Source organism: Pseudomonas sp. C9D1 (assembly GCF_056491235.1).
In genome coordinates this window covers 3,426,613-3,444,295 of the sequence record NZ_JBSZIE010000002.1, presented here as the reverse complement: position 1 = coordinate 3,444,295, position 17,683 = coordinate 3,426,613, and the positions used below count along the sequence as shown (strand labels likewise).

14 protein-coding genes and 3 pseudogenes are annotated in these 17,683 nt (G+C 61.9%); 12 read left to right on the top strand and 5 right to left on the bottom strand.

What is annotated here, in order from left to right; genetic code table 11:
• Positions 1-67 precede the first annotated feature (67 nt).
• Positions 68-598 carry a D-glycero-beta-D-manno-heptose 1,7-bisphosphate 7-phosphatase gene (gene gmhB / locus ACXI0U_RS23700; RefSeq protein ID WP_431483032.1) on the top strand — a complete coding sequence of 177 codons (531 nt, stop codon included), beginning with the start codon at positions 68-70 and terminating at the stop codon, positions 596-598.
• Between the two features lie 13 nt (positions 599-611).
• On the top strand, positions 612-1,382 hold the full coding sequence (locus tag ACXI0U_RS23695) for a lysophospholipid acyltransferase family protein (protein ID WP_031287880.1): 771 nt from the start codon (positions 612-614) through the stop codon (positions 1,380-1,382).
• Between the two features lie 129 nt (positions 1,383-1,511).
• Here ACXI0U_RS23695 and ACXI0U_RS23690 read toward each other — a convergent pair whose 3' ends face one another.
• The 5 genes and pseudogenes from ACXI0U_RS23690 to dnaA form a co-directional block, all read right to left on the bottom strand.
• A complete protein-coding gene (locus ACXI0U_RS23690; protein ID WP_031287881.1) occupies positions 1,512-1,700 on the bottom strand; it encodes a hypothetical protein in 189 nt (62 codons plus the stop codon).
• A 65-nt stretch (positions 1,701-1,765) separates the two neighbouring features.
• Positions 1,766-4,185: pseudogene (gyrB, locus tag ACXI0U_RS23685) on the bottom strand (DNA topoisomerase (ATP-hydrolyzing) subunit B).
• A pseudogene (gene recF, locus ACXI0U_RS23680) lies at positions 4,182-5,290 on the bottom strand (DNA replication/repair protein RecF). The pseudogenes gyrB and recF overlap by 4 nt, the downstream one beginning before the upstream one ends.
• Before the next feature lie 7 nt (positions 5,291-5,297).
• Positions 5,298-6,401 carry a DNA polymerase III subunit beta gene (gene dnaN / locus ACXI0U_RS23675; protein ID WP_021217134.1) on the bottom strand — a complete coding sequence of 368 codons (1,104 nt, stop codon included), beginning with the start codon at positions 6,399-6,401 and terminating at the stop codon, positions 5,298-5,300.
• A 38-nt stretch (positions 6,402-6,439) separates the two neighbouring features.
• The gene (dnaA, locus tag ACXI0U_RS23670; RefSeq protein WP_031286948.1) at positions 6,440-7,903 is read right to left on the bottom strand and encodes a chromosomal replication initiator protein DnaA; all 1,464 of its coding nucleotides are present in this window, start codon (positions 7,901-7,903) and stop codon (positions 6,440-6,442) included.
• Positions 7,904-8,427: 524 nt separating this feature from the next.
• On the opposite strand from dnaA, the gene rpmH reads away from it, so the two are divergent.
• The 10 genes and pseudogenes from rpmH to ACXI0U_RS23620 all read left to right on the top strand — a co-directional run bounded on the left by rpmH (position 8,428) and on the right by ACXI0U_RS23620 (position 17,681).
• Positions 8,428-8,562 (top strand): 50S ribosomal protein L34, encoded by a 135-nt coding sequence (rpmH, locus tag ACXI0U_RS23665; protein ID WP_021217136.1) that lies wholly within the window; start codon positions 8,428-8,430, stop codon positions 8,560-8,562.
• Between the two features lie 14 nt (positions 8,563-8,576).
• A complete protein-coding gene (gene rnpA, locus ACXI0U_RS23660) occupies positions 8,577-8,981 on the top strand; it encodes a ribonuclease P protein component (RefSeq protein WP_043241807.1) in 405 nt (134 codons plus the stop codon).
• On the top strand, positions 8,974-9,219 hold the full coding sequence (gene yidD / locus ACXI0U_RS23655) for a membrane protein insertion efficiency factor YidD (protein WP_431483031.1): 246 nt from the start codon (positions 8,974-8,976) through the stop codon (positions 9,217-9,219). Before rnpA ends, yidD begins: the two co-directional genes overlap by 8 nt.
• Before the next feature lie 2 nt (positions 9,220-9,221).
• A complete protein-coding gene (gene yidC / locus ACXI0U_RS23650) occupies positions 9,222-10,937 on the top strand; it encodes a membrane protein insertase YidC (RefSeq protein WP_021217139.1) in 1,716 nt (571 codons plus the stop codon).
• Positions 10,938-11,023: 86 nt separating this feature from the next.
• Positions 11,024-12,391 (top strand): tRNA uridine-5-carboxymethylaminomethyl(34) synthesis GTPase MnmE, encoded by a 1,368-nt coding sequence (gene mnmE / locus ACXI0U_RS23645; protein WP_374979427.1) that lies wholly within the window; start codon positions 11,024-11,026, stop codon positions 12,389-12,391.
• Between the two features lie 510 nt (positions 12,392-12,901).
• On the top strand, positions 12,902-14,794 hold the full coding sequence (gene mnmG, locus ACXI0U_RS23640; RefSeq protein ID WP_374979426.1) for a tRNA uridine-5-carboxymethylaminomethyl(34) synthesis enzyme MnmG: 1,893 nt from the start codon (positions 12,902-12,904) through the stop codon (positions 14,792-14,794).
• A pseudogene (gene rsmG, locus ACXI0U_RS23635) lies at positions 14,794-15,440 on the top strand (16S rRNA (guanine(527)-N(7))-methyltransferase RsmG). Before mnmG ends, rsmG begins: the two are co-directional and overlap by 1 nt.
• Positions 15,441-15,455: 15 nt before the next feature.
• Positions 15,456-16,244 (top strand): ParA family protein, encoded by a 789-nt coding sequence (locus ACXI0U_RS23630; protein ID WP_021217143.1) that lies wholly within the window; start codon positions 15,456-15,458, stop codon positions 16,242-16,244.
• A gap of 9 nt (positions 16,245-16,253) precedes the next feature.
• The gene (locus ACXI0U_RS23625; RefSeq protein ID WP_021217144.1) at positions 16,254-17,126 is read left to right on the top strand and encodes a ParB/RepB/Spo0J family partition protein; all 873 of its coding nucleotides are present in this window, start codon (positions 16,254-16,256) and stop codon (positions 17,124-17,126) included.
• A gap of 147 nt (positions 17,127-17,273) precedes the next feature.
• Positions 17,274-17,681, top strand: coding sequence for a F0F1 ATP synthase subunit I (locus tag ACXI0U_RS23620; RefSeq protein WP_043241800.1), 408 nt, complete (start codon positions 17,274-17,276; stop codon positions 17,679-17,681).
• Positions 17,682-17,683: the final 2 nt, after the last annotated feature.

Genomic DNA, 17,683 nt, shown 5'->3' with positions numbered 1-17,683 from the left:
AAGCTGGAAGCCTGAAGCGGCAGTGGTTCCGCTTTCAGCTTCCGGCTTCTAGCTTCAAGCTGAAGCCATGAAATTACTTATCCTCGATCGCGACGGTGTCATCAATCAGGACTCCGACGCGTACATCAAGTCCGTTGAAGAATGGATCCCCATCCCGGGCTCGATCGAAGCCATCGCGCAGCTGTCCCGCGCAGGCTGGACCGTGGCCGTGGCCACCAACCAGTCCGGCGTCGCCCGCGGCTACTACCCCCTGGAAACCCTCGATGCCATGCATGCGCGCCTGCGCGAGCTGGTGGCGGAGCAGGGCGGGGAGGTGGGGCTGATCGTGCATTGCCCCCACGGCCCGAATGACGGCTGCGATTGCCGCAAACCGAAACCCGGCATGCTGAAGCAGATCGCCGCGCACTACGGCGTACCTCTGGTCGGCGTGTGGTTCGTTGGCGACAGCAGTGGTGACCTGGAAGCGGCTCAGGCCGTCGATTGTCAGCCCGTTCTGGTTAGGACCGGCAAGGGCGAGATCACCCTGACGAAGGGTTTGCCCGGGAATACGCTTTTATTCGACGATCTGGCGGCCATCGCCGCGCACCTTCTCAACTAAGGCCAAGGACACCATGACGACAGTGCAGGCAATCAGAACCTTCTTCTTCTACCTGCTGCTGTCGTCCAGCGCCTTCGTCTGGGGCACGCTGAGCTTCTTCATCGCCCCCTTCCTGCCGTTCCGCGCCCGCTACCGCTTCGTCGTCTGGCGTTGGTGCCGCTTCGCCACCTGGCTGGCGAAGACGGTGGCCGGTGTGCGCTATGAAGTGCACGGGCTGGACAACATCCCCGCCGAGCCCTGCGTGATCCTGGCCAAGCACCAGAGCACCTGGGAGACCTTCTTCCTCTCCGGCTTCTTCGAGCCCCTGAGCCAGGTGGTGAAGCGCGAGCTGCTGTTCGTGCCCTTCTTCGGCTGGGCCATGGCGCTGCTCAAGCCCATCGCCATCGACCGCAACAACCCCAAGGCGGCGCTCAAGCAACTGGCCAAGCAAGGCGATGAACGCCTCAAGCAGGGCGCCTGGGTGCTGGTCTTCCCCGAGGGCACCCGCGTGCCGGTAGGGCAGATGGGCAAATTCTCCCGGGGTGGCACGGCGCTGGCGGTGAACGCCGGGATGCCGGTGCTGCCCATCGCCCACAACGCGGGCAGCTTCTGGCCCAAGGAAGGCTGGAGCAAGCGCCCCGGCACTATCCAGGTGGTCATCGGCCCGCTGATGTTCGCCGAGGGCAGCGGCCCCCGCGCCATCGCCGAACTCAACGACCGCGCCCACGCCTGGGTCGAGCAAACCCAGCGCGAAATCGAAGGCCTGCAGCAGCCGCTGCAAGAGCCCATTTCCAGCCAAGCCTGAATCTGTGGATAAGCTGTGCATGAAATGCCGGCTTTGTGCCATTGGAAGCGCTGGAGGCCTTGATCTGAGAGGCTTTCAGCCAGGCTGGGGAAAACTGGAAAAAAGTGCATAAGCTTCTTTCCGTTGGTGCTATCCCTTGAGGTACTTGGAGTCCAGCGCGTTGAAGCAGCGGATGATCCTATCCCTGCCCGCCGTGGGAAATTCCTTCTCCGTCTGCACCACCAGCACCGTCGCCTTGACCCTTCCGGAACGCACCAGGCGCATCATGTAGGCGGAGATTTCCTCGTCGCTCGGCGCTCGTTTTTCTTCGTCACTCATCGTGTTCTCCATTCCAATAAAAAGCCCCGGCATGCCGGGGCTTTTCCTTGCGATCCGTCCTCGACTCAAACGTCGAGGTTGGATACCGCCAGGGCATTGCTTTCGATGAAGTCACGGCGGGGTTCGACCGCATCACCCATCAGGGTGTTGAAGATCTGGTCCGCGCCGATGGCGTCCTCGATGGTGACCTTGAGCATGCGGCGCACGTTCGGGTCCATGGTGGTTTCCCACAGCTGCTCCGGGTTCATCTCACCCAGCCCTTTGTATCGCTGGATGGTGTGGCGCTTGGTGCTTTCGGTCATCAGCCAGCTCAGGGCTTCCTTGAAGCTGGTGATGGCCTTGCGGCGCTCGCCACGCTGCACGAAGGCATCGTCTTCCAGCAGGTTGTTCAGCTGGTCGCCCAGGGCGGTTACCAGCTTGTAGTCGTTGCTGGCGAAGAAGTCGCGGTTGAAGGTGATGTAGTGGGACAGGCCATGGGCGACCTGCTCCACCTCGGGCAGCCAGAGGTGACGCTCGCGGTCTTCACGCAGGCTGGCGGAGTAGGTCAGCCCGGACTTCTCGGACGCGCTCAGGCGCGCCTGGAAGCCTTCCAGCCAGCTCTGCATGGCGGCCTGGTCGGCCAGCTGCTCCACGCTGACGCGGGGCAGGTAGACCATGTGCTCGGTGAGCTCCTGCGGGTACAGGCGCGAAAGACGCTTGAGGGTGCGCATCACCGCACGGTACTCGTTCACCAGGCGCTCCAGGGCTTCGCCGGAGAGGCCGGGGGCGCTCTCGTTGACGTGCACGCTGGCGTCTTCCAGGGCCGACTGGGTCATGTATTCATCCATGGCCTCGTCGTCCTTGATGTACTGCTCCTGCTTGCCACGCTTCACCTTGTAGAGCGGCGGCTGGGCGATGTAGATGTAGCCGCGCTCGATCAGCTCGGGCATCTGGCGGAAGAAGAAGGTCAGCAGCAGGGTACGGATGTGCGAGCCGTCGACGTCGGCGTCGGTCATGATGATGATGTTGTGATAACGCAGTTTGTCGATGTTGTATTCCTCACGCCCGATACCGCAGCCGAGCGCGGTGATCAGGGTGCCGACTTCCTGCGACGACAGCATCTTGTCGAAGCGAGCCTTCTCGACGTTGAGGATCTTGCCCTTGAGCGGCAGGATCGCCTGGGTCCTGCGGTTACGGCCCTGCTTGGCAGAACCGCCAGCGGAGTCACCCTCCACTATGTAGAGTTCGGAGAGGGCAGGGTCCTTCTCCTGGCAGTCGGCAAGCTTGCCGGGCAGGCCGGCGATGTCCAGGGCGCCTTTACGGCGGGTCATCTCACGGGCCTTGCGCGCGGCTTCACGGGCACGGGCGGCGTCGATCATCTTGCCGACGACGGCCTTGGCTTCGTTGGGGTTCTCCAGCAGGAAGTCGGCGAAGTACTTGCCCATCTCCTGCTCGACCGCAGTTTTGACTTCGCTTGAGACCAGCTTGTCCTTGGTCTGGGAGCTGAATTTCGGGTCCGGAACCTTGACCGAGATGATGGCGGTGAGGCCTTCACGGGCATCGTCACCGGTGGTGGCGATTTTGAATTTCTTCGCCAGGCCTTCCTGCTCGATGTAGTTGTTCAGGTTACGCGTCAGCGCCGAGCGGAAGCCGGCAAGGTGGGTGCCGCCGTCGCGCTGGGGAATGTTGTTGGTGAAGCAGAGGATGTGCTCGTTGAAGCTGTCGTTCCACTGCAGGGCCACTTCCACGCCCACGCCGTCTTCTTCGCGCTGCATGTTGAAGTGGAAAATCTGGTTCACCACGGTCTTGTTGGTGTTCAGATAATCGACGAACGCCTTCAGGCCACCCTCGTACTTGAACAGCTCTTCCTTGCCGGATCGCTCGTCACGCAGGACGATGCCCACGCCGGAGTTGAGGAAGGAGAGCTCACGCAGGCGCTTGGCCAGGATGTCCCAGCTGAAATGGATGTTGTTGAAGGTCTGGCCGGAAGCCTTGAAGTGCACTTCGGTGCCGGTGCCATCGGTCTCGCCGACCGGGCGCAGGGGGAACTGCGGCACGCCGTGGTGGTAGATCTGTTCCCAGACCTGGCCCGCGCGGCGAATGGTCAGGCGCAGTTCCTCGGAGAGGGCGTTGACCACCGACACACCCACACCGTGCAGACCGCCGGAAACCTTGTAGGTGTTGTCGTCGAACTTACCGCCGGCGTGAAGCACAGTCATGATGACTTCGGCAGCGGAGACGCCTTCTTCCTTGTGGATGTCCACCGGAATGCCACGGCCGTTGTCGCGAACGGTGATGGACTCATCGGTGTGGATGGTGATGCTGATCTCGGAGCAATAGCCCGCCAGCGCTTCGTCGATGGAGTTATCGACGACCTCGAACACCATGTGGTGCAGACCGGTACCATCATCGGTATCGCCGATGTACATGCCGGGGCGCTTGCGTACGGCGTCCAGTCCCTTCAGCACCTTAATGCTGGAAGAGCGTACGTATTGTTCTCGCTCATGCTTCACTCCGATGATCAAAGGTCTGGGCTATACCACCATGTTCCACGTGGAACATGGCTACCGGCGTATCCGTTCGCCAGCCGTCCCTCATTAGTTCGTGATCGACACAGGTGATGAACACCTGGCAATCCAAATCGTCCAGCAAGCGGCACAGTGCGCGCCGATGCTGCTCATCCAGTTCAGACGGTAGGTCGTCCACCAGATAGATACATTGGCCGTGCTTGGCCTGGTTCAACAGGTGCCCCTGCGCAATTCGTAGCGCACAGACGACTAGCTTCTGCTGACCACGCGAAAGGATATCGGCCGCGTTATGCGCTCCAAGGCGCAGTCGCAAATCGGCTCGTTGGGGGCCAGCTTGGGTGTGTCCCATTTGCTGGTCCCGGAGGAGGGAAGAGGCGAGTACTTCGGAAAGCTGGCGATCTTTATCCCAGCCTCGGTAGTAGCTCAGGCTGAGCGCATCGAGTTCGACCAACTCACCCAGGGTGCGTTCGAAAACAGGCTTCAGGGCCTGAATATAGGCCCGTCGATAACCGTCGATTTCATCGCTGGCCAAGCACAGTTCCCGGTCCCAAGCCGCTTGCGAAACGGCGTCAAGTGTACCATGCCGGAGCCACGAGTTCCGCTGTCTCAGGGCCTTCTGCAGGCGCTGCCAAGCAGGCAGGAATCGAGGTTCCACGTGGAACACTCCCCAATCGAGGAACTGCCGCCTGATCTTCGGGGCGCCTTCGAGCAAACGGAAACTGTCCGGGTTGATTACCTGCAGCGGCAGCGTTTCGGCGAGCTGCGCAGCACTGCGTGCGTTCTGCCCATCGATACGGATCTGGAACTCGCCTTGGCGATCGCGTGAAATCCCCAGGCTGCTGCTACGCCCTTCGAGCAACTCGACCTGACCGAATACCGTGCAGGCAGGCTGCTCGTACTGAATGACCGGTTGCAGCTTGGCACTTCGGAAGGAGCGGGCGAGGCCGAGGAGATAGATGGCCTCGAGCACGCTGGTTTTACCGCTGCCGTTGGCGCCGTGGATGATGTTGATGCGGGGGAGGGGGAGAGTGTCACCGGGTGCAGATTTCGCACCGCGGTGACAGTGACGCGGCTGAGGGACATCGAGTGGTTACAGGCGCATCGGCATAACGACGTAGGCAGAGTCGTCGTTGTCCGCTTCCTGGAGCAGGGCGCTGCTGTTGGAGTCGGAGAGGATCAGACGCACTTGATCAGTGGTCATCACGCCCAGCACGTCCAGCAGATAGCTGACGTTGAAACCGATTTCCAGGTTGCTGCCGTTGTACTCGACGGCCACTTCTTCCTCGGCTTCTTCCTGCTCCGGGTTGTTGGCCTGGATTTTCAGCAGGCTGGCAGCCAGTTGCAGACGGATACCACGGTACTTCTCGTTGGAAAGAATCGCGGTGCGGCTGAAGGCTTCACGCAAGGCCTGACGATCACCGACCACCAGCTTGTCGCCACCACGGGGCAGAACGCGCTCGTAATCCGGGAACTTGCCGTCCACCAGCTTGGAGGTGAAGGTGAATTCGCCGGTGGTGGCACGGATGTGGTGCTGGCCGAGGACAATGCTCACTTCGCCGTCCTGCTCGGTGAGCAGACGGGCCAACTCGAGAATGCCTTTGCGCGGCACGATCACCTGGTGACGATCGGCCTGCTCGATACCGGATTCCATGGAGCACATGGCCAGGCGGTGGCCATCGGTAGCGACGGCACGCAGCAGGTTGGCGCTGACTTCCAGCAGCATGCCGTTCAGGTAATAGCGGACATCCTGCTGGGCCATGGCGAAGCTGGTGCGTTCGATGAGGCGACGCAGCTTGCTTTGCACCAGGCTGAAGGTCAGCGAACCCGGGCCTTCCTCGACGGTGGGAAAGTCATTGGCAGGCAGCGTCGACAGGGTGAATTTGCTGCGGCCGGCCTTGATCAGTAGCTTCTGCTCATCCACGCGGATGTCGATCAGCGCATCGCTCGGCAGGCTCTTGCAGATATCCATCAGCTTGCGTGCCGGAACGGTGATTTCGCCAGGCTCGGCGGTCTCTTCCAGGGCTACGCGGCCAACCAGTTCGACTTCGAGGTCGGTACCGGTGAGCGACAGTTGCTGGCCTTCCACGACCAGAAGAACGTTGGAGAGAACCGGCAAGGTCTGGCGGCGCTCGACGACGCCGGCGACCAGTTGCAGGGGTTTCAACAGGGCTTCGCGTTGAATGGTGAAATGCATGGTCTAGTCCCTTGCCTCAATGGGCTGCGCTTGAGCTATCAAGTGGTGAGCGTACGCAGCAGGTTCTTGTAGTCCTCGCGGATATCCGCGTCGGATTCCCTGAGTTCCGCAATCTTACGACAGGCGTGCAGAACTGTGGTGTGGTCTCGTCCGCCAAAGGCGTCGCCGATCTCCGGAAGGCTGTGGTTGGTCAGCTCCTTGGAAAGAGCCATGGCCACCTGGCGCGGACGCGCTACCGAGCGCGAGCGGCGCTTGGAAAGCATGTCGGAGATCTTGATCTTGTAGTACTCGACCACGGTGCGCTGAATGTTATCGATGCTGACCAGCTTGTCCTGCAGGGCCAGCAGGTCCTTCAGCGACTCACGGATAAGCTCGATGGTGATATCGCGCCCCATGAAGTGGGCGTGGGCAATCACCCGCTTCAGCGCGCCTTCCAGCTCACGCACGTTGGAGCGAATGCGCTGGGCGATGAAGAACGCAGCATCGTGGGGCAGGTCGACCTTCGCCTGCTCGGCCTTCTTCATCAGAATGGCGACTCGGGTCTCCAGCTCTGGCGGTTCCACGGCGACCGTCAGGCCCCAGCCGAAGCGGGACTTGAGGCGCTCTTCCAGGCCTTCGATTTCCTTCGGGTAGCGGTCGCTGGTGAGGATCACCTGCTGGCCGCCTTCAAGAAGGGCGTTGAAGGTGTGGAAGAACTCTTCCTGGGAGCGTTCCTTGCGTGCAAAGAACTGGATGTCGTCTATGAGCAGGGCATCCACCGAACGGTAGAAGCGCTTGAACTCGTTGATCGCGTTCAGCTGCAACGCCTTGACCATGTCTGCCACGAAACGCTCGGAGTGCAGGTAGACGATCTTGGCGTTGGGGTTCTTCTTCAGCAGGTGGTTGCCCACCGCGTGCATCAGGTGGGTTTTACCCAGGCCCACACCGCCATAGAGGAACAGCGGGTTGTAGCCATGCTTGGGGTTGTCCGCCACCTGCCAGGCAGCCGCGCGGGCCAGCTGGTTGGATTTGCCCTCGACGAAGTTCTCGAAGGTAAAGGTGCGGTTCAGGTAACTGGTGTGCTTGAGCGCACCCTCGACCTGGACCGAACGCTCGGTGCGCACAGCCTGTGGCGCCGATACCGACGCCAGGGGATCGAAGCCGCCCCGGGAGTCTTGCACCGTTTCCACGCGCTGCGCAGCGACAGGCGCAACCGGGGGTGCGGTCATCACGGGCGGAGCCGTAATCGGCAGCGGCGCGACACGCGGCGGCATGCTGCGTTTGCTGCCTATTAATAAGGAAAGGGCTGGGGCGAGTCCGTTGCCGCGCTCGCCGAGCAGTTCGAGAAGGCGGCCCATGTACTTTTCATTGACCCAATCCAGCACGAAACGGTTGGGCGCGTAGACACGGAGCTCGTCTCCCTCGGCCTCGACCTGCAACGGGCGGATCCAGGTGTTGAATTGCTGGGCGGGCAGCTCGTCACGCAGTAGCTCGACGCACTGCTGCCAAAGTTCCACTGACACGGATATCCCCCAAACGGAAAGGAGTACGACGCGAAAAAACAGGCGTCATTGTAGCTGTCGTGGACAAAGTTATCCACATGAAGAACGGCGTTTCACCAAGGAAAATCAAGATGTTATTGGATATCTCCAATCCAGGAGCAACGCTCAGGAAGTTTGTGGATAACCACACAATAACCCTCTGGACAACCCCACCCGGAACACGGTGGACAACCGCCCTGTGGGCAACTCGTACTTTAATCCCCAGCTTGCCCCCAGACCGCGCACAGCCAGGGCACCGCTTTCGGACAGGCTTATCCTTTGGTCAAGCCTTCGCCTACCGCAGCCCAGAGGCAGTTTTCCACAGGACCTGATGCCACCAAGAGTTATAAACAAAACAAGCCTTTCTTAAGTACTTCTTCCTTTCTTATTCTTTTGATCGGAACAGGTTGGTTGGAAATTGACCTGCACGCGCCATTTCTCTAGAATCGCCGGTCTCTTTAAACGGGGGCCACGTCGGCCCGTTGTGATCACCCAGGTAAAGCATCATGAAACGCACTTTCCAACCCAGCACCATCAAGCGCGCTCGTGTTCACGGTTTCCGTGCCCGCATGGCTACCAAGAACGGCCGTGCAGTCCTGTCGCGTCGCCGCGCCAAGGGCCGCAAGCGTCTGACTGTCTGATTCACCCGGAACAGGTGGTGAGTCGAGGCTTCGGCCGGGAGAAGCGTCTGCTGGTCCCCCGGCAATTCAAGGCAGTCTTCGACTCCCCAACCGGCAAGGTTCCCGGCAAGAACGTCCTGCTGCTCGCGCGCGACAACGCTCTGGATCATCCCCGCCTCGGCTTGGTGATCGGCAAGAAGAGCGTCAAGCTTTCAGTCGAACGCAACCGCCTCAAACGCCAGATCAGAGAAACCTTCCGCCACAACCTCGAGTTGCTGGCCGGCTGGGACATTGTGATCGTGGCGAAAAAAGGCCTGGGTGATCTGGAGAACGCAGAACTGAAGCATCAGTTCGAAAAGCTCTGGAAGCGTCTAGCCCGCAGCCGGCCTCGCCCTGAATCCCCGACCGAATCAGGGGTGGCCGACAGTCCCCATGCGTAAACTGGCCCTCGTACCGATCCAGTTCTACCGCTATGCCATCAGCCCGCTGATGGCCAGTCACTGTCGCTTCTATCCCAGCTGTTCCTGCTACGCGCAGGAGGCCATCGAAAACCATGGTCTCCTGCGCGGTAGCTGGCTGACTGCGCGTCGGCTCGGCCGCTGTCATCCCTGGAATCCCGGCGGCTACGACCCGGTTCCGCCCGTAAAAACCTCCCAATCCTCTTCGATGGCCGAGTAATCATGGATATTCAACGCTCGATCCTGATCGTCGCCCTGGCAATCGTGTCCTACCTGATGGTTCTCCAATGGAACCAGGACTACGGCCAGGCCGCCTTGCCGACCGCCAGTGCACCCGCCGCCAACACCGCGACGCTGCCTGACTCCGCGACTCCGACTCAGCAAGCTGCCAATGACGACGTCCCGACCGCCGACAATACCGAGCACAGCGCACCTGCCGCTGCTCAGGTAGCGCCGAGCAACGAGCTGATCCGCGTCGAAACCGACGTGCTCAACCTGGCCATCGACCCCAACGGCGGTGACATCGTCCAGCTGACCCTGCCGAAGTACCCCCGTCGCCAGGATCGCCCGGATGTCCCCTTCCAGCTGTTCGACAACGGTAACGAGCGTCTGTACCAGGCCCAGAGCGGCCTGATCGGCACCAACGGTCCCGATGCGCGCCCCACCGGCCGCCCGCTCTACAGTGCCACTCAGCGCCAGTACAAGCTGGAAGACGGCCAGGACCAGCTGGTGGTCGAGCTGACCTTCAGCGAAAACGGCGTCAACTACATCAAGCGCTTCACTCTGACCCGCGGCAAGTACGACCTGCAGGTCGCCTACCGCATCGATAACCAGAGCGCCCAGGCCTGGAACGGCAGCATGTACGCGCAGCTCAAGCGCGACGGCAGCGCCGACCCGTCCTCCAGCACCGCGACTGGCGTTTCGACCTACCTCGGCGCCGCCGTCTGGACCCCCAGCGAGCCCTACAAGAAGATTTCCACCAAGGACATCGACAAGCAGGACGAGAAGCGCCGCGAAGGCAATCCTGACGCCTGGTTCAAGGAAAGCGTGAGCGGTGGCTGGGTCGCCTGGCTGCAGCACTACTTCGTCACCGCCTGGGTCGCCGACAAGGGCCAGACCAACGTCATCCAGACCCGCAAGGATCCGAAAGGCAACTACATCGTTGGCTTCGTCGGCTCCAGCCTGGCAGTACCTGCCGGTGCCCAGGCGGAAACCTCGGCCACCCTGTATGCCGGTCCGAAGGTCCAGGATCACCTGAAGGAACTGTCCCCGGGCCTGGAGCTGACCGTCGACTACGGCTTCCTGTGGTTCATCGCCCAGCCGATCTTCTGGCTGCTGCAACATATCCACAGCATCCTCGGCAACTGGGGCTGGTCGATCATCGCCCTGACCGTGCTGATCAAGCTCGCCTTCTTCCCCCTCTCGGCCGCCAGCTACAAGTCCATGGCCCGCATGCGCGCCGTGTCGCCGAAACTGCAGGCGCTGAAGGAACAGTTCGGTGACGATCGCCAGAAGATGTCCCAGGCGATGATGGAGCTGTACAAGAAGGAGAAGATCAACCCGCTCGGTGGCTGCCTGCCGATCCTGGTGCAGATGCCGGTCTTCCTCGCCCTCTACTGGGTACTCCTGGAAAGCGTCGAGATGCGCCAGGCCCCATGGATGTTCTGGATCACCGACCTGTCGATCAAGGATCCGTTCTTCATCCTGCCGATCATCATGGGCGCCACCATGTTCATCCAGCAGCAGCTGAACCCGACGCCGCCGGATCCCATGCAGGCCAAGGTGCTGAAGCTGATGCCGATCATCTTCACCTTCTTCTTCCTCTGGTTCCCTGCCGGCCTGGTGGTTTACTGGGTGGTCAACAACTGCTTGTCCATCGCCCAGCAGTGGTACATTACCCGCAAGATCGAAGCAGCGACGAAGAAAGCAGCGGCCTGATAATCACGCTGTAATCCGTTGAACAAGACGCCCCCTCAGTGGGGCGTCTTGCTATCCGCCATTCAGTGACCTTCCGGGAGCCAGCCATGAACGCTGTGCGTGAAACCATCGCCGCCGTCGCCACCGCCCAAGGCCGTGGCGGCGTCGGCATCGTCCGGGTCTCCGGCCCACAGGCATCGCGTATCGCCCAGGCCATTGCCGGTCGCCAGCTCAAGCCCCGCTACGCCCATTACGGCCCCTTCCGGGATGCTGCCGGCGAGACTCTGGACGAAGGCCTGGCGCTTTATTTCCCCGGCCCCAACTCATTCACAGGCGAGGACGTGCTCGAACTTCAGGGCCATGGCGGTCCCGTGGTCCTCGACCTGCTGTTACGCCGCTGCCTGGAGCTGGGCGCGCGCCAGGCCCGCCCAGGCGAGTTCAGCGAACGTGCCTTCCTCAACGACAAGCTCGACCTGGCCCAGGCGGAAGCCATCGCCGACCTGATCGAAGCCAGCTCCGAGCAGGCCGCGCGCAACGCCCTGCGTTCCCTGCAGGGTGAATTCTCCCGCCGCGTACAAGGGCTCACGGAAAAACTCATCCAGCTGCGCATCTATGTAGAAGCCGCCATCGACTTCCCGGAGGAGGAAATCGACTTCCTCGCCGATGGCCATGTCCTGGGGCTGCTGGATGGGGTTCGGGAAAACTTATCCACAGTGTTGCGTGAAGCGGGCCAGGGCGCACTGCTGCGGGAAGGCATGACGGTGGTCATCGCCGGGCGGCCCAATGCCGGTAAATCCAGCCTGCTCAACGCCCTGGCAGGCCGCGAAGCCGCCATCGTCACCGAGATCGCGGGCACCACACGGGACGTACTGCGCGAACATATCCACATCGACGGCATGCCACTGCACGTTGTGGATACCGCCGGCCTGCGGGATACCGACGACCATGTGGAAAAGATCGGCGTGGAGCGCGCCCTCAAGGCCATCGAGGAAGCGGACCGCGTCCTCCTGGTGGTCGACGCCACGGCAGCGGAAAGCGCTGACCCCTTCGCCCTCTGGCCCGAATTCCTCGACAGCCGTCCCGACCCGGCCAAGGTCACCCTGATCCGCAACAAGGCGGACCTGTCGGGCGATGCCGTCGACCTCCAGACCAGCGCCGATGGCCACGTCACGCTGAATCTCTCCGCCCGTTCGGGAGAGGGCCTCGAACTGCTGCGCGAGCACCTCAAGGCCTGCATGGGCTACGAGCAGACCGCCGAGAGCAGCTTCAGCGCGCGCCGGCGCCACCTGGAAGCCCTGCGCCAGGCCAGCAGCCATCTGGAACACGGCCGCTCGCAGCTCACCCTGGCTGGAGCCGGTGAACTGCTGGCGGAGGACCTGCGCCATGCTCAACAGGCACTGGGAGAGATAACCGGTGCCTTCAGTTCGGACGACCTGCTGGGTCGGATCTTCTCCAGCTTCTGCATCGGCAAGTAGCGGTTTTCCGCTGATGGAACGAGCCACCTTCGGGTGGCTTTTTTATGCCCGCAGACTTATCCAGAGGCAAATAAACCCTGTTGATAACTGGCCCTGAACCCCGTCCATAAGCCTGAGGATAACCGGGGGCATAACCACCCTGTGCATAAGTACCTATTCCATCCACAGGGGGTGCACGGCTTACCCGGAGGAAACCGCCAGGTTCAGCACAGGCTTATCATTCTCTGCAGCCAGCGCCCTTTATGGTCTTGAGGCACTTATCCACAAAAAAGCCGTTCACCATTCATATAAACAATGAACAAGCTCTATAAGAATTCTTTCTCTCTTCTTATCTATTAGCCCCGAAGCCCGGGAAGCCATAGCCGGTCGAACAGGATGTGGACAGGCGAAAGGGGAGTACACCGAACGGTTGGCTATTTTTTGTGCAAAAGACTTCATTCACCGAGGGGAAGTCCCTATACTTGCCGCCTTCCCTATTTCCCCATTTACAGAACAGGCACGAGGTGCGTGGTGGATTTCCCTTCCCGTTTTGACGTGATCGTTATCGGCGGCGGCCATGCCGGCACCGAGGCTGCACTGGCAGCTGCGCGCATGGGGGTGAAAACCCTGCTGCTGACGCACAACGTCGAAACGCTTGGCCAGATGAGCTGCAACCCCGCTATCGGCGGCATCGGCAAAAGCCACCTGGTCAAGGAAATCGATGCCCTCGGCGGCGCGATGGCGACTGCCACCGACCTCGGCGGCATTCAGTTCCGTGTGCTCAACAGCCGCAAGGGCCCGGCCGTGCGTGCTACCCGCGCCCAGGCCGACCGCGTGCTGTACAAGGCAGCCATCCGCGAGATCCTCGAGAACCAACCCAACCTGTGGATATTCCAGCAGGCCTGCGATGACCTGATTGTGGAAAACGATCAGGTGAGAGGCGTCGTGACCCAGATGGGCCTTCGCTTCCACGCGGATTCCGTGGTGTTGACCACCGGTACCTTCCTCGGCGGACTTATCCACATCGGCCTGCAGAATTATTCAGGTGGCCGTGCCGGCGACCCGCCGTCCAATGCCCTGGCCAAACGCATGCGCGAACTGCCCCTGCGTGTCGGCCGACTGAAGACCGGTACCCCGCCGCGCATCGATGGTCGTTCGGTGGACTTTTCGGTGATGACCGAACAGCCCGGTGATACGCCAATCCCGGTGATGTCCTTCCTTGGCAACAAGGAACAGCACCCGCGCCAGGTCAGCTGCTGGATCACCCACACCAATGCGCGCACCCACGAGATCATCGCCAGCAACCTCGATCGCTCGCCGATGTACTCCGGTGTGATCGAAGGCGTCGGCCCGCGCTACTGCCCGTCCATCGAAGACAAGATCCACCGCTTCGCCGACAAGGAAAGCCACCAGGTGTTCCTCGAGCCGGAAGGCCTGACCACCCACGAGCTGTACCCCAACGGCATCTCCACCTCTCTGCCCTTCGATGTGCAGCTGGACATCGTCCGCTCCATCCGCGGCATGGAGAACGCCCACATCGTGCGTCCGGGCTACGCCATCGAGTACGACTACTTCGACCCGCGCGACCTCAAGTACAGCCTGGAGACCAAGGTCATCGGCGGGCTGTTCTTCGCCGGCCAGATCAACGGCACCACCGGTTATGAAGAAGCCGGTGCCCAGGGCCTGCTCGCCGGCGCCAACGCTGCGCTGCGCGTCCAGGGCAAGGAAGCCTGGTGCCCGCGTCGCGACGAGGCCTATATCGGTGTGCTGGTCGACGACCTGATCACCCTGGGCACCCAGGAGCCGTACCGCATGTTCACCTCGCGTGCCGAGTACCGGTTGATCCTGCGGGAAGACAACGCCGACCTGCGCCTGACCGAAAAAGGCCGCGAGCTCGGCCTGGTGGATGATCGCCGCTGGGCAGCGTTCGAAGCCAAGCGCGAAGGCATCGCCCTGGAAGAACAACGCCTGAAAAGCACCTGGGTGCGTCCCGGTACGCCCCAGGGCGACGCCATCGCCGAGCGCTTCGGCACGCCGCTGACCCATGAATACAACCTGCTCAACCTGCTCAGCCGCCCGGAGATCGACTATGTCGGCCTGGTGGAAGTGACCGGCAACGGCGCCGAAGACCCGCAGGTCGCCGAACAGGTGGAGATCAAGACCAAGTACGCCGGCTACATCGACCGCCAGCAGGACGAGATCGCCCGCCTGCGCGCCAGCGAAGACACGCGCCTGCCTGCCGACCTCGACTACGCGACCATCTCCGGCCTGTCCAAGGAGATCCAGCACAAGCTCGGCCAGGGCCGCCCGGAAACCCTCGGCCAGGCGTCGCGCATCCCCGGCGTTACGCCGGCGGCCATTTCGCTGCTGCTGATCCACCTGAAGAAACGCGGCGCCGGTCGCCAGCTGGAGCAGAGCGCCTGATGTCGCACGTCACCTCCCGCCACGGCGACGAACTGTCCCGTGGTGCACAGCAACTCGGCGTCGAACTTTCCCCCCGCAGCACGAACTGTTGCTCGGCTACCTGGCACTGCTGATCAAATGGAACAAGGCCTATAACCTCACCGCGGTGCGTGACCCGGACGAGATGGTCTCGCGCCACCTGCTCGACAGCCTCAGCGTGGTGCCCCATGTGGCCGCGCTGGGTGACAGCTGGCTCGATGTCGGCAGCGGTGGCGGCATGCCCGGTATTCCCCTGGCGATCCTGTTCCCCGAACGCCGTTTCACCCTGCTCGACTCCAACGGTAAGAAGACCCGCTTCCTCACCCAGGTGAAGCTGGAACTCAAGCTGGACAACCTCGAAGTTATCCACAGCCGGGTCGAAGCCGTGCAGCCCGAGCGCCCGTTCGCCGGCATCATTTCCCGTGCCTTCAGCTCGCTGGAGGATTTCGCAAACTGGACCCGTCACCTGGGCGATGGCGAAACCCACTGGCTGGCGATGAAGGGCCTGCACCCCACCGATGAGCTGGTTGCGCTGCCTGCGGACTTCCGCCTTGACGCGGAGCACGCCCTGGCGGTTCCCGGTTGCCAAGGTCAACGCCATCTGCTGATACTGCGCCGCACGGAATAAGGGGGAAAGGCAGCCATGGCTAAGGTATTCGCGATCGCCAACCAGAAAGGTGGAGTGGGCAAGACCACCACCTGCATCAACCTGGCGGCATCGCTGGTTGCGACCAAGCGCCGCGTGCTGCTGATCGATCTCGATCCCCAGGGCAACGCCACCATGGGCAGCGGCATCGACAAGCACGCCCTGGAAAACTCCATCTACGACGTGCTGATCGGTGAATGCGACCTGGCCGAGGCCATGCAATTCTCCGAGCACGGCGGCTACCAGTTGCTGCCGGCCAACCGCGACCTCACTGCCGCGGAAGTCGCACTGCTGGAAATGAAGATGAAGGAAAGCCGCCTGCGCTATGCGCTGGCGCCGATCCGCGAGAACTACGACTACATCCTCATCGACTGCCCGCCGTCGCTGAACATGCTGACCATCAACGCCCTGGTCGCCGCCGATGGCGTGATCATCCCCATGCAGTGCGAGTACTACGCGCTGGAGGGGCTGTCGGACCTGGTCAACAGCATCCAGCGCATTGGCCAGCTGCTCAATCCGAGCCTGAAGATCGAAGGCCTGCTGCGCACCATGTACGACCCGCGCATCAGCCTCACCAACGACGTCACCGCGCAGCTCAAGGAGCATTTCGGCGACAAGCTCTACGACGCTGTCATCCCGCGTAACGTCCGTCTCGCCGAGGCCCCCAGCTTCGGCATGCCGGCACTCGTCTACGACAAGCAATCCCGTGGCGCCCTCGCCTACCTGGCGCTGGCTGGCGAGCTGGTTCGCCGCCAGCGTGCGAACGCCAAAACCGCTACTGCATAAGGAAACCGCATGGCAGCGAAGAAAAGAGGTCTGGGCCGTGGCCTGGACGCCCTGCTGGGCGGAAACACCGCGACCGTACTGCAGGAGGAGGCCGCCAAGGCCGACACCCGCGAACTGCAGAACCTGCCCCTGGAGCTGATCCAGCGTGGCAAATACCAACCCCGCCGCGACATGGACCCGACCGCCCTCGAAGAGCTGGCGCAGTCGATCCGTGCCCAGGGCGTCATGCAACCCATCGTGGTGCGTCCCATCGACGGTGGCCGCTTCGAGATCATCGCCGGTGAACGTCGCTGGCGTGCCAGCCACCAGGCCGGCCTGGATCGGATCCCCGCCCTGGTGCGCGAAGTGCCGGATGAAGCCGCCATCGCCATGGCGCTGATCGAGAACATCCAGCGCGAAGACCTCAATCCCATCGAGGAAGCCGTTGCCCTGCAGCGCTTGCAGCAGGAGTTCCAGCTGACCCAGCAGCAGGTCGCCGAGGCCGTTGGCAAATCGCGGGTGACCATCACCAACCTGCTGCGCCTGATCGCCCTCCCCGAAGAGATCAAGACCCTGCTTTCCCACGGGGATCTGGAAATGGGCCATGCCCGTGCCCTGCTCGGTCTGCCGGCCGAACAGCAGGTGGAAGGGGCGCGACATGTTGTCGCACGAGGCCTGACCGTGCGCCAAACCGAGGCACTGGTGCGGCAATGGCTGAGCGGCAAGGACAAAGCTGTCGAACCGGTCAAGGCCGATCCGGACATCAGTCGCCTCGAACAGCGCCTCGCTGAGCGGCTGGGGGCTCCGGTGCAGATAAAACACGGCCAGAAAGGCAAAGGTCAGCTGGTCATCCGCTACAACTCCCTCGACGAGTTGCAAGGCGTTCTGGCCCACATTCGCTGAAACATTTGACCATGTAGCGTGCGGTCGGAATTCACTACCCGGCAGTTGAATAGGGGGTATTCCACCCCTATACTCTGCGCGCAATTTTGTCGGCACAAACTATGCCAAGTTATTGATTCGAGGCGCCGACTCAGAGGACCCGCTGCGATGGATCTACGCATGCAAAACCGCCTGCCCTTCCATCGCCTTCCGGTATTCCCGGTGCTGCTGGCCCAACTGGTCGTGTTGCTGATCGCCGCTGTCGTTCTTTGGCTATGGCGCGATGGTGTAGCTGGTTACTCTGGTTTGTGCGGCGGCCTGATCGCGTGGGTGCCGAACCTGTATTTCGCCCACAAGGCGTTCCGTTTCAGTGGAGCGCGGGCGGCTCAGGCGATAGTCCGGTCTTTTTATGCCGGCGAGATGGGCAAGATGATTCTGACGGCGGTGCTCTTCGCACTGACGTTCGCAGGCGTGAAACCCCTGGAAGCACTGGCGGTATTCGGTGTCTTCCTGCTGACCCAGGCGGTCAGCTGGTTCGCTCCCCTGTTAATGAGAACAAGATTTTCGAAACCTTAGGG

Coding starts and splice junctions, on each gene's coding strand:
- gmhB (WP_431483032.1), top strand. CDS start 68: ATGAAATTACTTATCCTCGATCGCGACGGTGTCATCAATCAGGACTCC.
- ACXI0U_RS23695 (WP_031287880.1), top strand. CDS start 612: ATGACGACAGTGCAGGCAATCAGAACCTTCTTCTTCTACCTGCTGCTG.
- ACXI0U_RS23690 (WP_031287881.1), bottom strand. CDS start 1,700: ATGAGTGACGAAGAAAAACGAGCGCCGAGCGACGAGGAAATCTCCGCC.
- dnaN (WP_021217134.1), bottom strand. CDS start 6,401: ATGCATTTCACCATTCAACGCGAAGCCCTGTTGAAACCCCTGCAACTG.
- rpmH (WP_021217136.1), top strand. CDS start 8,428: ATGAAACGCACTTTCCAACCCAGCACCATCAAGCGCGCTCGTGTTCAC.
- yidD (WP_431483031.1), top strand. CDS start 8,974: ATGCGTAAACTGGCCCTCGTACCGATCCAGTTCTACCGCTATGCCATC.
- yidC (WP_021217139.1), top strand. CDS start 9,222: ATGGATATTCAACGCTCGATCCTGATCGTCGCCCTGGCAATCGTGTCC.
- mnmE (WP_374979427.1), top strand. CDS start 11,024: ATGAACGCTGTGCGTGAAACCATCGCCGCCGTCGCCACCGCCCAAGGC.
- ACXI0U_RS23630 (WP_021217143.1), top strand. CDS start 15,456: ATGGCTAAGGTATTCGCGATCGCCAACCAGAAAGGTGGAGTGGGCAAG.
- ACXI0U_RS23625 (WP_021217144.1), top strand. CDS start 16,254: ATGGCAGCGAAGAAAAGAGGTCTGGGCCGTGGCCTGGACGCCCTGCTG.
- ACXI0U_RS23620 (WP_043241800.1), top strand. CDS start 17,274: ATGGATCTACGCATGCAAAACCGCCTGCCCTTCCATCGCCTTCCGGTA.